We start from the raw sequence: 13,217 nt of genomic DNA, 5'->3' as shown, positions 1-13,217 counted from the left end.
AAGGACCTCTGCCACCGTGAAGATCCTCGTCATCGGGACAGGTGCCCGCGAGCACGCCATCGTCCACTCGCTCGACCGGGAGAACGTCTCCGGCACCGCCTCCCACGAGCTGCACGCCGCGCCGGGCAACCCGGGCATCGCCGGGGCGGCCACGCTGCACGAGGTCGACCCGCTCGACGGGGCCGCCGTGGCGGCCCTCGCCGAGCGGCTCGGCGCGGAGCTGGTCGTCGTCGGCCCGGAGGCGCCGCTCGTGGCGGGTGTCGCGGACGCCGTCCGCGCGGCCGGCATCCTGGTCTTCGGCCCGTCCGGCGAGGCTGCCCGGCTGGAGGGCTCCAAGTCGTTCGCCAAGGAGGTCATGGCCGCCGCCGGCGTGCCGACCGCGATGGCGCACGTGTGCACCGACGTCGCCGAGCTGGAGGCCGCGCTCGACGCCTTCGGCGCCCCGTACGTGGTGAAGGACGACGGCCTCGCGGCCGGCAAGGGCGTGGTCGTCACGGACGACCGCGCCGCGGCGCTCGCCCACGGCGCGGCCTGCCTGTCCCACGAGAACGGCCGGGTGGTCGTCGAGGAGTACCTCGACGGCCCCGAGGTCTCCCTGTTCTGCGTGTGCGACGGCACCACGGTGGTCCCCCTGGTCCCCGCGCAGGACTTCAAGCGCGTCGGGAACGACGACGAGGGCCCCAACACGGGCGGCATGGGCGCGTACACCCCGCTCGACTGGGCGCCGTCCGGCCTCGTGGACGAGGTGCTGAGCCGCGTGGCCCAGCCCACCGTCGACGAGATGGCCCGCCGCGGCACGCCGTTCTCCGGCGTGCTCTACGTGGGGCTCGCGCTCACCAGCCGCGGCACCCGCGTGGTGGAGTTCAACGCTCGCTTCGGCGACCCGGAGACCCAGTCCGTGCTGGCCCGGCTCGCGACGCCGCTCTCCGAGGTGCTGCTCGCCTCGGCCCGCGGCGGGCTCGCCGACCTGGAGCCCCTGCGCTGGCGCCCCGAGGCGTCCGTCACCGTGGTCGTCGCCTCCGAGGGCTACCCGGCGTCGGCCCGGTCGGGCGACCCGATCACCGGCATCGAGGACGCGGAGGCGCTCCCCGGGGTGCACGTGCTGCACGCCGGCACCGGGCTCTCCGAGACCGGCGAGCTGGTCAGCGCGGGCGGCCGCGTGCTGTCCGTCGTGGCGCTCGGCACCGACCTGGCGGACGCCCGCCGTCGGGCCTACGAGGGCGTGGCGCGGATCGAGCTCAAGGGCTCGCACCACCGCACGGACATCGCGCTGAAGGCGGAGCGCGGCGAGGTCACCGTCCCGTAGGACGGCGCCTGCCGCACCTCACCGCGCCACGCCCCGCCGTTCCCGCGCCGGCATGCCGGTGACGTCGATCAGCACGCCGATCATCCGGGCGCGCACGCCGGCGTCGTCGGTCACGGTGGTGGCGCGGCAGCGCACCCACATCTCGCGGCCGTCCGCGGCGAGCAGGCGGTGCTCCAGGTCGAGCGGCTCCGCCGCGCCCGCGAGCTGCCGGGCGATCGCGATCTGCACGGTGCGGACGTCCTCGGGGTGCACCCGCCCGGTCCACTCCTCGATGCCGGTGCACGCGGCGTCGTCGGGCAGGCCGACCAGGGCGCGCCAGGTGCGCGAGTAGAAGACCTGCCCGGTCGCGATGTCCCAGTCCCAGGTGCCCTCCAGGGCGACGTCCTGGACCAGCGCGTTGCGCTCGACCTCGGTGCGCAGGTCCAGCACGAGCGCCCGCTCCCGGTCCGCGGCCTCCGCGAGCGCGGCCCGCTGCCGCTGGAGCGACGTCAGCCGGTCCTCCCGGTCCAGCGCGACGGCGACCATGGCCGCCCAGTGGTCGTACTTGTCGCGCGAGCTCGTGGCGCGCGTGTCCACGCCCCCGCCGATCGCCAGCATGCCCCAGTCGCTCTGCCCGAACGTCACCGGGACCACGAACACGACCCCATCGCCCGAGAGCGCGGGCGGCGGGAACGTGCCCACCGGCATGCGCCTGCCCACCAGCGCCGTCGCCTGGCGGGACGTGGCGGTGGTGCCCACGATCTCCAGGGTCCGCGCCGCGTCCACCGGGCCGGACGGCGGTCCGGACGCCGCGCCGGCCGACCCGGCTGACCCGGGCGCACCCTCGGTGTCCGTCCACAGGGCGAGCGTGGCCGGGCTGCGGTGCCCCCGCGGGAGCCAGGTCAGCGCCCGGATCGCGCGCCCGTCGGCGTGCAGCAGGTCGAGGTCGAGCTCGTACTGGTCGGTGATCGTCCGTTCGAGCTGTCCCGACCGGGCCAGGAGGGTCTGGGTGCACCCGGCGCTGAGAGCGACCAGCACGTCGGTCGCGGTCCGCGTGACGGCGCGGGCACGGGCGGCCCGGCTCGGGGCGCGGGGCGCGCCCGCGGGGGCGGCCCCGGCCCCGGTCCCGCCCCCGGCCCCGCCCTTGGCCGACGGCGCCTGCTCCCCGCCGGGGCCGGCCGTCCCCTGGCCGGTGCGCACCTCCTCCCGGAACTCCTCCTCCACCGACCGCAGCGCCGGGATGAGCTGCTCCAGCGCCTCGGGGTGGGGGCGCAGCACGCGCGTGCTCTCGGCGAGGCTCGTGAGCGTCGCCTGCGTGGGCGGCTGGCCCAGCGCCGCCGCGCCCCGGAAGAGTCGCTGCACGCCGCGCATCCACGAGTCCAGGTCGGCACCCGGCCCGAGGCGCGCCTCGGCGCCGTCGAACGTCGCCCGCGCCACCTCGCCGAAGCGGCGCCACGCCGTCGAGCCCTCCTGTGCGGGCAGGCCCTCGAGGAGTGCGCCCGCCCGCGCGTCGACGCAGCCGCAGGACTCGCGGGTCACCAGCGTGGAGCGCGACAGGTGCTGGCCCGCCACGCGCTCGCCCCGGATCCGGGCGAGGAGCAGGGAGACGGCCAGCTCGCCCACCTGGTCGTGGTGCGGGTCCACGGACGCGAGCCGCGGTCGCACGCGGGCGCCCGCCTCGGAGTGGTCGAAGCCGACGATCGCCTGGTCACCGGGCAGGGACAGCCCCTGGGCCCGCAGCACGCGGGAGAACCCGATCGCGTTGCGGTCGGTGGCGGCGACGGTCGCCGTCGTCGGCAGGCCCGGACCGCCCACGACGGCCTGCGCCACGGTCGCCGCGCTCGCCTCCTGGTTGTCGGCCGTGCGGTAGAGCCACTCGGGCCGGGGCGTGATGCCGTGGGCGGCGAGCGTCGCGACGTACGCGGCATGCCGTTCGACGATGTCGGCCTGGCGCAGGCTGCCGAGGAACCCGATCTCCCGGTGCCCGTGCGCGATGAGGTGCTCCACCGCGGCCCGCGTGCCGCCCTCGTTGTCGGGCGTCACCACCGGGGCGTCGATGCTGGTGGTGCGCTCGCTGACCAGCACCACCGGCGTGCCGTCCGCCTCGATCCGCAGCAGCGTCGCCTCGTTGACGGCCGACGTGATGACGATGACGCCGTCGAGCTGGCCGAGGCTCACGGCCGCGGTGCCGGGCGGGCGGTCCGGGAACTGCTCGCGCTCCAGGTCCGCCGGATAGGTCTGCACCGCGACCACGCGGTGCCCCTCCGGGCGGACGGTGCGCGCGATCCCGGCGAGCAGCCGTCCGAAGTAGTAACCACCGACGACCGGGGACAGCACCCCGATCACATACCTGCGCTTTCCGTTAAGCATGCTTATACACCCGTCTTCGTTGACGCTGTGCAAAATTCACCCAAGGGTGCATGCTACGTGGTTATGGTCCCAACGTCGCGACCGAACCATCCTGAAGTGTCCGATTACTCGACCCCTGCGCGACGGCCGACCATCGTCGACGTCGCCCGGGCCGCCGGCGTCTCGACAGCCGTCGTGTCGTACACGCTCAACGGGCGCCGCGGGGTCTCCGCCGCGACCCGGGAGCGCGTGCTCCGCGCGGCGGACGAGCTCGGCTGGCGGCCCGCCACGGCCGCCCGTTCGCTGCGCAGCGGCCCGGCCGCCGCGGCGCTGGTCGTGGTGCACGACCAGCCGTTCGGCACGCGGGCCGCGTTCCCGCTCGACCTCGTGACCGGCGCGCTCCAGACCCTTGGCCCGGACACCCTCACGCTCGCCGTGCACGTGGCCGGCTCCACGGCCGAGGCCGCGCAGCTCATGGACCGCTGGTGGACCGAGCGGCGCTACGCCGCGTTCGTGGTCACGGGCGTCCGGGCGGACGACGAGCGCCTCGCCGCCCTGCGCTCCCTGCCCGCGCCGGCCGTCGTGGTGGGCACCGCGCCGGACGCCGCGCCCGCCACCTGGCAGCACGTGGTGCTCGACGACGGCGACGCGTTCGAGCAGGTGGGCGGCTTCCTGGCCGAGCTGGGGCACCGGCGGGTCGCGATGGTGGCGGGGTCCGAGCGCCTCGTCTCGCCCGCGCGCCGGGCCGCCGCCCTGGAGGCGGCGCTGGCGCGGCGCGGCCTCGACCTGCGCACCGTCGCGGGCGACGGGCCCGAGCGCGCGGCGGCGGCGCTGCGCCCGCTGCTCGCCGCCGCGGACCGCCCCACGGCGGTGGTGACCGACGACGACGCCACCGCCGGGCTCGTGCTCGACGTCGCCCGGCGGCTGGGCCTCGGCGTGCCGTGGGACCTGTCGGTGGTCGCCGGGACCGACTCGCCGGCGTGCTACCTGACGACGCCGTCGCTCACCGCCGTGCCGTACCCCGTGGAGGAGCTCGGCCGGGCCACCGGCCGGGCGCTGCGCACCGCGCTCGGCACCGGTCCGGGCCGGCGCGCCGTCGGGTCCGGGCCGGGTGCGGACCGGGCCCCGGGCGCGGAGCCGCCGTCGGGCACCGTGGCGGTGGGGCGGCTCGTGGTGCGCGGTTCGACGGCGCCGCCGCCCGGCGGCTAATCGTTTAAGACGGTTCTGCCGCAGCCAAACGGTAGGCAAAGTTGCGCCATGCCGCGGCGGAACGAGCCGCCGTGGTGCGCGGACCGTCGTCCGGCCCAGGGGCCGGCGCGGCGCGCGCTCGGTCCGGCCAACGGAGGTCACCGTGTCATCAGCACCTCGCCGCACACGCGGCACGTCCCCACGCAGGTCCCGCACCGTGGCGGCAGCGGCAGCGGGCGTCCTGCTCGCGGTTCCCGCGCTCGTCGCCGTCGGGAGCGCTCCCGCCGTCGCGCTCGAGGACAACCCGTTCGTCGGGGCCGCGCAGTACGTCAACCCGGACTGGTCGGCGCTGGTCGAGACGGCCGCCGACGAGGTGGGCGACGCCGCCCTCGCGGCGGACATGCGCGCCATCGCCGACGAGCCGACGTCGGTCTGGATGGACCGCATCGCCGCGATCGAGGGCACCGAGCGGCAGCACGGCCTCGAGTGGCACCTCGACCAGGCGGTGGCGCAGTCCGGCGGCTCGCCCCTGGTGTTCAACGTGGTCATCTACGACCTGCCCGGCCGCGACTGCCATGCCCTCGCATCGAACGGCGAGCTGCCCGCCACCGCGGCAGGCATGACCCGGTACAAGACCGAGTACATCGACCCGATCGTCGCGCTGCTGAACCAGCCCGAGTACGAGAACCTGCGGATCGTCGCGACGATCGAGCCGGACTCGCTGCCCAACCTCGTGACCAACCAGTCCGACGCCGACTGCGTCGCGGCGGCCCCGTACTACCGCGAGGGCGTGCAGTACGCGATCTCCGAGCTGTACGAGGTCGGCAACGTGTACTCCTACATCGACGCGGCCCACTCGGGCTGGCTCGGCTGGCCGAACAACTCCAGCGGCGCGGCGCAGGAGTTCGCCAACGTGATCGAGGGCAGCACCTACGGGTGGAACGCCGTGTCCGGGTTCGTCACCAACACGGCGAACACCACGCCGCTGGAGGAGACGTACCTGACCAACCCCGACCTCCAGGTCGGCGGCGGCCAGGTGAAGTCCGCCGGCTGGTTCGAGTGGAACCCCGACTTCGACGAGATCGACTGGACCGCGAACCTCTACGACCTGATGGTCGCGCAGGGCGCTCCGACGAGCATCGGCATGCTTGTCGACACCGGCCGCAACGGCTGGGGCGGGTCCGCGCGTCCGACGGCGGTCAGCACCTCCGCCGACCTGAACACCTACGTCAACGAGTCCAAGGTGGATCGCCGCAACCACCGCGGCGCCTGGTGCAACCCGTCGGGCGCCGGCATCGGTGAGCGGCCGACGGTCGCGCCGTCCGGCCACGCCGAGTCGCACCTCGACGCCTACGTCTGGGTCAAGCCCCCGGGCGAGTCGGACGGCTCGTCCACGGAGATCCCGAACGACGAGGGCAAGCGCCTGGACCGGATGTGCGACCCGACGTACCAGTCCAGCGAGCTGGGCGGCCGGCTGACGGGCGCCCTCGCGGACGCCCCGCTGTCGGGCCACTGGTTCCAGGCCCAGTTCGAGATGCTGGTCGCCAACGCCTACCCGGCGATCGGCTAGGCCCGGCCGCACCCACCCGGCTGACTCACCGCCCCCGGACGCGTGAATCAGCCGGGTGGTCCGACCAACCCCCTGACTCGGCGCACGCGGTGCGCCGAGTCAGGGGGTTGGTCGGCCCGTCTCGCTGCGCGTCGGCGTCATCTCCGCGAAACTCGGGTGGCGTTAACATCGCCGCTTCGTCGAGAAGGGGAGTGGTCGTGGCTGAGCGCGTCACGTTCGAGAGCACCACGGGGCCGCGCCTCGCGGGCATCATCGACCGGCCGGACGGCGAGGTGCGGGGCTGGGGGGTGTTCTCCCACGGGTTCACGCTGGGCAAGGACTCGCCGGCCGCCGCGCGGATCTGCAAGCAGCTCGCGACCGAGGGCATCGGGATGCTGCGCTTCGACAACCTGGGCCTGGGTGACTCCGAGGGCGACTGGGGCGACGGCTCGTTCACGCACAAGGTGGCCGACACCGTGCGGGCCGCCGAGTTCATGGCCGACCACGACATGCCGGTGCACCTCCTGGTGGGGCACTCCTTCGGCGGCGCCGCGGTGATCGCTGCCGCCGCCGACGTCCCGGGCGTGCAGGCGGTCGCGACGATCGGCGCCCCCGTGCAGCCGCGGCACGCGGAGCACAACTACGACGCCGTCCTGGGCCGGGTGTTCGACGAGGGCCACGCCCAGTGGATGGTGGGCGGCCGCGCGCTCACGCTGAAGCGGCACTTCGTCGAGGACGTCCGGCGGGCCGAGCTGCGCTCGAAGATCCGCGAGCTGGGCTCGCCGCTGCTGGTGATGCACTCGCCGACGGACAGCACCGTGGACATCTCGAACGCGGGGGAGATCTTCCGGGAGGCTCGGCACCCCCGGTCGTTCGTGTCCCTGGAGGGCGCCGACCACCTGCTCACGGCGCCGGGCCAGGCCAAGCGCGCCGCCCGCATCATCAGCGCCTGGGCGGACCAGTACCTGACGGCGTGACCCGCAGGACGCCGCCGGACGGGCGGCGCGGCGCAGGTCACTGTCCACGGACGGCGAGGCACCCCGCCGCGCAAGTAGACTCGTCCCGGAATTCCCTCACCTTCAAGGAGCCTTCGTGGGACGCGTCGTCGTCGAGGTCATGCCCAAGCCCGAGATCCTGGACCCCCAGGGCAAGGCTGTCGTCGGAGCGCTGCCGCGCCTCGGCTTCACCCAGTTCTCCGGTGTGCGTCAGGGCAAGCGGTTCGAGCTCGAGGTGGACGGTGAGGTCACGCCTGAGATCCTCGCCGCCGCTCGGGAGGCCGCGGCCACCCTGCTGTCCAACCCGGTGATCGAGGACGTGGTCTCGGTCTCCGACGCCGCCGCGGTCCCGGGTGAGGCGACCGGCACCCCGGTGAGCGCCTGATGTCGGCCACCGAGCCGACGGCGGCCGTCGCCGCCCCCGGGATCGCCGGCGCCCGGATCGGCGTCATCACGTTCCCCGGGACGCTCGACGACCGCGACGCCGTGCGCGCCGTGCGCCTGGCCGGCGCCGAGGCGGTCTCGCTCTGGCACGCCGACGAGTCGCTCCAGGACGTCGACGCCGTGGTGCTGCCCGGCGGGTTCTCCTACGGTGACTACCTGCGCGCGGGCGCTATCAGCCGGTTCGCGCCGGCGATGTCCGCCGTGGTCGACGCCGCCAACGGCGGCATGCCGGTGCTCGGCATCTGCAACGGCTTCCAGGTCCTCACCGAGGCACACCTGCTGCCGGGCTCGATGGTCAAGAACGACCACCTGCACTTCGTGTGCCGGGAGCAGTCGCTGATCGTCGAGAACGCGCGCACCGCCTGGACCAACGAGTTCCGCCGCGGGCAGCAGATCACGATCCCGCTGAAGAACCAGGACGGCCAGTTCGTCGCCGACGAGCGCACCCTCGACGAGCTCGAGGGCGAGGGCCGCGTCGTCTTCCGGTACGACGGCTGGAACCCGAACGGGTCGCGCCGCGACATCGCGGGCATCACCAACGACCGCGGCAACGTGGTGGGGCTCATGCCACACCCGGAGCACGCGGTCGAGGCAGGTTTCGGCCCGGCGTCGGCCGAGGGGCCGCGCGCCGGTGTGGACGGGCTGACGTTCTTCACGTCGGTGCTGTCCTCCCTGGTCCACGCGTGACCACCGGACAGGTCCGGGCAGGCGGCCATGGTCGCTGAGGTTCTCGCGGGTCTCACGATCGAGACGGTCGGCTGGGACCACGCGGACGCCGTCCGCCTGCGCGCCGAGCAGCAGCACGAGATCGACCTGCGGTACACGCAGCCCGGCCGGCCGGCGACGACGGACGCCGACGGCGCACCCGTGCCCGACGCGCGCGACCAGGTGGACCCGTCGAACGTGTTCGCGACCCTGCTGCTGCGGGTCGACGGCGAGCCGGCCGGCCATGCCGCGCTGCGCGACCTGTCGGGCCGTGACGACTACCAGGGCGGCCTGCACCCGGACGGCACCGCCGAGGTCAAGCGCGTGTACGTGGCGCCGGGCTTCCGCGGGCGCGGGCTCTCCCGCACGGTGATGAAGGCCGCGGAGGACGTCGCCCGCGACGCCGGCGTGCGGCACCTGGTCCTGGAGACCGGGCTCATGCAGCCCGAGTCGCTCGGGCTGTACCTGCGGCTGGGCTACGACCCCGTCGAGTCGTTCGGCGTGTTCTCGGACGAGCCTGGTTCGCGGTGCTTCGGCAAGTGGCTGGTCCCCGACAGCGCGGCACCGCTGGCCGAGTCCCCGCTCGTCGGGCCCGTCGAGACCCCGTCGGCCCCGGCCTCCGCCCCGGTGCTCCGCGAGGTCCCCTGGGACGACCCCGACGCCGCCGCCCTGCGGCGCGCGATGTGGGTGTACCTTCAGCCGCTCTACCCGGAGCTGGCGCGGGTCGTCGAGGCGCGCGGCGGCCACGACGTCGTCGACGTCGAGCGGGGGCGCACCACGCTGGTGACAGTCCTGGCCGTGCTGGACGGCCGGCCCGTCGGCTGCGCCACCCTCGCGCCGTCGCCGGTGGGCCCGAAGCATCTCACGGCCGACCCGATGCGCGGTGTCGGCGGCATCGCCGCTGCCGCGGAGGCGGGTGAGTCCCGTGGGTTCGAGCTGCAGAGCGTGTTCGTGGACCCGTCGGTGCGCCGCGCGGGCGTCGCCTCGGCCCTGGTCGGGTACCTCGAGGAGGAGGCCCGACGGCGCGGAGGCCTGGCGTCCTACCTCAACACCGGTATCCGGCAGCCCACGGCGCTGCGCCTGTACGGGAAGCTCGGCTACCGGCCGGTGCTGCCGTACCCGCCGTACGGCTCGGACGACGCCCAGCTGCTCTTCCTGGGCAAGGCGCTCTGAGCGCACCTCCGGGACGGCGCCGGGAAGACGGTACGCAGCCGAGGACGTAACGCTGAGCTAGCACTGCTACCTCTGCGTTACGTCCTCGGCTGCGTGACGTCTTCCCCGGAGGCCGTTCAGCGCTCGGTCCCGCGCAGGTACTCGAGCTGCGCCCGCACCGACGACCGGGCGGCCGGCAGCACCGACGCGTCGACGTCGGCGTACACCGCGCCGGTCACGGCGTCCAGCAGCGGGTCTGGGAGCGGGGCGGCGGCGTCCGGCAGCGTGACTCCGAGGGCGGTGAGCGCGGAGCGCACCTGGTCCAGCCGCTCCGTGCGGTGCTCGCGGTACGCGTGCACCACCGCGCGCAGGTCCGGGATCACCGGTCCGTGCCCGGGCAGCCCCGGCACGGGGTCGGGCAGGTCCAGCGCGCTCAGCCGGTCCAGCGACGCCAGGTAGTCGCGCAGCGAACCGTCCGGCTCGGCGAGCACGGTGGTGCCGCGGCCCAGCACCGTGTCCCCGGTGAGCACCACGGTGGACGTACCGTCCGACACGACGAGGCACACCGAGTCGGCCGTGTGGCCCGGCGTGGCCAGCACCTCGATGCGCAGGCCCGCCACCTCCAGGACCTCGCCGTCGGCCAGCGGGCCCGTGCCCGCCCCGCCGTCCCGACCGGCGCAGAACTCCGCCGAGATCCCGCGCGACGGGGCGCCGGTGAGCTCCCGGAACCGGGCCAGCCCGCCGGTGTGGTCGGCGTGCCGGTGGGTGACGAGCACCAGGTCGACGGGGCCGGCGTCGGCCAGCGCGGCGAGGTGCGGCGCGAGGTCCGGGCCGGGGTCCACGACCACGCGACCCGTCGCACCGGGGGCACCCAGCACGTACGACCGGGTGCCGTCGAGCGTCATCGGGCCGGGGTTGTCAGCCCGGAGCATCCTCGCAAAGGGGGTAATGAGGTCCACTGAATCACCCTATCCAGCGGTCAGCAGCGCTTGTGCCTCGCCGGAGGGCGGTGTGTGATCGGTAAATCACCTCCCAAAGAAGAGAGGAATACCTCAGATGTCCGCCATCTCAGGCGCGGCGCAGCACTACCGCGTCCGCAGAACACCGGCACTCATCTCCGTGGCGGCTCTCGCCACCACGACACTGTTCGTACCCCCTCTGGCCACCCGCGCCGCCCCGGCCGCCGAGGCCGTCGTGAGCGCGGACTCCGTCACCTTCGTCGACGACGGCGCCACCGCGACGGTCACCGTCACGGTCGAGGCCGCCGACGGCGCCGCGCTCGCCGCCCCCGTCACCGTCAGCTGGCGCACCGGCTCCGGCACGGCCACCGCCGACGCCGACTACGCGACCGGCTCCGGCACGCTCGAGTTCCCCGCCGGCGCACCGTCCGGCACCGAGCGGACCGTCCGGATCACCACCCGCGCCTCGGGCTCCGGCGAGACCGCGGAGACCGTGCCCGTGACCCTGGAGTCGCGGGACGCGCAGGTCTCCCGCCAGCCCGCCGTCGTCGTGCGGGCGCACGGCCTGCCCTACCTGGACCCGCGCCTGTCCACCAAGAAGCGGGTCGCCGACCTCCTGAAGCGCATGACGCTCGCGGAGAAGGTCGGGCAGATGACGCAGGCGGAGCGCGGGAACGTCACCAGCGACCCGACGGTCATCGCGGAGCTCGGCCTCGGCTCGGTGCTCAGCGGCGGCGGTTCGACGCCCGCCGAGAACACCCCCGACGCCTGGGCGGACGCGATCGACGGCTTCCAGACGCAGGCCCTCGCGACGCGGCTGCAGATCCCGCTGATCTACGGCGTCGACTCCGTGCACGGGCACGGCAACCTGAACGGCGCGACGATCCTGCCGCACAACATCGGGCTCGGCGCCACGCGCGACCCGCTGCTGGTCGCGCGCGCCGAGCGCATGGTCGCGTCCGAGACGCGGGCGACCGGCATCCCGTGGACGTTCGCGCCGTGCGTGTGCGTGGTGCGCGACGACCGCTGGGGCCGCACGTACGAGTCCTTCGGGGAGCATCCCGCGCTCGCGAGCGTGCTCGGCGCGGCCGCCGTGACCGGCTTCCAGGGCAGAGACCTGGACAGCAGCACGTCGGTGCTCGCGACCGCCAAGCACTTCGTCGGCGACGGCGACACCACGTTCGGCACCGGCGAGGGCGACTACACGATCGACCAGGGCATCACCGAGCAGAGCCGGCGGCACGTCGAGCAGGTGGACCTGCCGCCGTACGTGGCGGCGCTCAAGGCCGGTGTCGGGTCCGTCATGCCGAGCTTCTCCAGCATCGACTGGACCGACGACGGCCTCGGCAACCCCGTGAAGATGCACGCGAACCGCGAGCTGGTCACCGGGTGGCTCAAGCAGAAGCAGGGGTTCGACGGCTTCGTGATCAGCGACTGGCAGGGGATCCACCAGATCCCGCCGCTCGCGGACGACTCCCCGACCACCGACCAGATCGTCACCGGCGTGAACGCGGGCATCGACATGTTCATGGAGCCGTCGCAGTTCGAGCGGTTCCACACGCGGCTGCTCGCGGCGGTGCAGGACGGGCGTGTCAGCGAGCAGCGCATCAACGACGCCGTGTCCCGGATCCTCGTCGCCAAGTTCGAGCTGGGGCTGTTCGAGGAGCCGTTCGCGGACCGGTCGAACGCCGACGACATCGGTTCGGCGGAGCACCGGGCGATCGCCCGCAAGGCCGTCGCCGAGTCGCAGGTGCTGCTCAAGAACAGCCACCGCGCCCTGCCCCTGGACGACGACGAGAGCATCTACGTCGCGGGCCGCAACGCCGACGACCTGGGCAACCAGGCCGGCGGCTGGACCGGCACGTGGCAGGGGTTCTCGGGCGACGTCACCGCGGGCACGACGATCCTGGAGGGCATCCAGGCCGCGGCCGACGACGTCACGTTCAGCGAGGACGCCTCCGCGCCGACGGACGGCGCCGACGTCGGCATCGTCGTCGTCGGCGAGACGCCGTACGCCGAGGGGTTCGGCGACGTCGGCGGGCCCGAGTGGGCCTGGGACCCGGCCGACGGCGGGGTGCCCCGCGAGGAGAAGTCGATGTCGCTGCAGCCCGGCGACGCCGCGGTCGTGGAGAAGGTCTGCGCCGAGATCAGGACCTGCGTGGTCCTGGTGGTCTCGGGGCGGCCGCAGGTGCTCACCGACCAGCTCCGGTCGATCGACGCGCTGGTCGCGTCGTGGCTGCCGGGCACGGAGGGCGCCGGCATCGCGGACGTGCTGTTCGGCGACCGGAAGTTCACGGGCAAGCTCCCGGTGTCGTGGCCGCGGTCGGCCGACGACCCGGTGGTGAACGTCGGGGACAAGCACTACGACCCGCTGTTCCCGTTCGGCTGGGGCCTGTCCACGGGCGGCCGCACGTCGCACCACGACGAGCAGCGGCTCGCGCTGCAGAACGAGGTGCTCGACCCCGCCACAGGCGTCCCGCCGGCGGCGGCCAAGGCGATCGCGACCTCGGACGTGGCGCTCCTGGAGGGCCACGAGACCCAGGCGACGCGGATCCTCAGCCGGGCCGGGAGCTGACGAGGCGTCGAGGTCC

The 13,217-nt window shown here is 74.3% G+C and carries 10 protein-coding genes; 8 read left to right on the top strand and 2 right to left on the bottom strand.

Translation table 11 applies throughout. From position 1 onward, the window contains the following. Positions 1–16 precede the first annotated feature (16 nt). Positions 17–1,306 (top strand): phosphoribosylamine--glycine ligase, encoded by a 1,290-nt coding sequence (purD, locus tag ACFV9Q_RS14600; RefSeq protein ID WP_377234993.1) that lies wholly within the window; start codon positions 17–19, stop codon positions 1,304–1,306. Between the two features lie 18 nt (positions 1,307–1,324). Here purD and ACFV9Q_RS14595 read toward each other — a convergent pair whose 3' ends face one another. Beyond that, complete coding sequence (locus ACFV9Q_RS14595; RefSeq protein WP_377234992.1) at positions 1,325–3,655, bottom strand: substrate-binding domain-containing protein; 2,331 nt, start codon at positions 3,653–3,655, stop codon at positions 1,325–1,327. Between the two features lie 96 nt (positions 3,656–3,751). Between ACFV9Q_RS14595 and ACFV9Q_RS14590 the strand changes: the two genes are divergently transcribed. From ACFV9Q_RS14590 to ACFV9Q_RS14565, 6 genes are all read left to right on the top strand, one after another. Then, a complete protein-coding gene (locus tag ACFV9Q_RS14590; RefSeq protein WP_377234991.1) occupies positions 3,752–4,843 on the top strand; it encodes a LacI family DNA-binding transcriptional regulator in 1,092 nt (363 codons plus the stop codon). Positions 4,844–5,039: 196 nt separating this feature from the next. Next, positions 5,040–6,392, top strand: a complete 1,353-nt coding sequence (locus tag ACFV9Q_RS14585) for a glycoside hydrolase family 6 protein (RefSeq protein WP_377234990.1) — start codon at positions 5,040–5,042, stop codon at positions 6,390–6,392. 197 nt (positions 6,393–6,589) lie between these two features. Next, on the top strand, positions 6,590–7,348 hold the full coding sequence (locus ACFV9Q_RS14580) for an alpha/beta hydrolase family protein (RefSeq protein WP_377234989.1): 759 nt from the start codon (positions 6,590–6,592) through the stop codon (positions 7,346–7,348). 115 nt (positions 7,349–7,463) lie between these two features. Beyond that, positions 7,464–7,751 (top strand): phosphoribosylformylglycinamidine synthase subunit PurS, encoded by a 288-nt coding sequence (purS, locus tag ACFV9Q_RS14575; protein ID WP_285101882.1) that lies wholly within the window; start codon positions 7,464–7,466, stop codon positions 7,749–7,751. Beyond that, positions 7,751–8,497 (top strand): phosphoribosylformylglycinamidine synthase subunit PurQ, encoded by a 747-nt coding sequence (gene purQ / locus ACFV9Q_RS14570; protein ID WP_377231760.1) that lies wholly within the window; start codon positions 7,751–7,753, stop codon positions 8,495–8,497. Before purS ends, purQ begins: the two co-directional genes overlap by 1 nt. Before the next feature lie 27 nt (positions 8,498–8,524). Further along, on the top strand, positions 8,525–9,688 hold the full coding sequence (locus tag ACFV9Q_RS14565; RefSeq protein WP_377234988.1) for a GNAT family N-acetyltransferase: 1,164 nt from the start codon (positions 8,525–8,527) through the stop codon (positions 9,686–9,688). Between the two features lie 116 nt (positions 9,689–9,804). Here the strand turns inward: ACFV9Q_RS14565 and ACFV9Q_RS14560 are convergent, their stop codons facing one another. After that, the gene (locus tag ACFV9Q_RS14560) at positions 9,805–10,599 is read right to left on the bottom strand and encodes an MBL fold metallo-hydrolase (RefSeq protein WP_377235170.1); all 795 of its coding nucleotides are present in this window, start codon (positions 10,597–10,599) and stop codon (positions 9,805–9,807) included. 124 nt (positions 10,600–10,723) lie between these two features. On the opposite strand from ACFV9Q_RS14560, the gene ACFV9Q_RS14555 reads away from it, so the two are divergent. Further along, positions 10,724–13,201: a glycoside hydrolase family 3 N-terminal domain-containing protein gene (locus ACFV9Q_RS14555; RefSeq protein ID WP_377234987.1), complete on the top strand. Its 2,478-nt coding sequence runs from the start codon at positions 10,724–10,726 to the stop codon at positions 13,199–13,201. Positions 13,202–13,217: the final 16 nt, after the last annotated feature.

It is taken from the genome of Promicromonospora sp. NPDC059942, assembly GCF_042731755.1.
Classification (GTDB): Bacteria; Actinomycetota; Actinomycetes; order Actinomycetales; family Cellulomonadaceae; genus Promicromonospora.
Note: the sequence above shows the minus strand (reverse complement) of the source record. Positions and strands in the feature narration are given on the sequence as shown.

Bases quoted from the DNA above. Each gene is read 5' to 3' on its own strand.
- ACFV9Q_RS14595 (WP_377234992.1), bottom strand. From the start codon at position 3,655: ATGCTTAACGGAAAGCGCAGGTATGTGATCGGGGTGCTGTCCCCGGTC.
- purQ (WP_377231760.1), top strand. From the start codon at position 7,751: ATGTCGGCCACCGAGCCGACGGCGGCCGTCGCCGCCCCCGGGATCGCC.
- ACFV9Q_RS14565 (WP_377234988.1), top strand. From the start codon at position 8,525: ATGGTCGCTGAGGTTCTCGCGGGTCTCACGATCGAGACGGTCGGCTGG.
- ACFV9Q_RS14560 (WP_377235170.1), bottom strand. From the start codon at position 10,599: ATGCTCCGGGCTGACAACCCCGGCCCGATGACGCTCGACGGCACCCGG.
- ACFV9Q_RS14555 (WP_377234987.1), top strand. From the start codon at position 10,724: ATGTCCGCCATCTCAGGCGCGGCGCAGCACTACCGCGTCCGCAGAACA.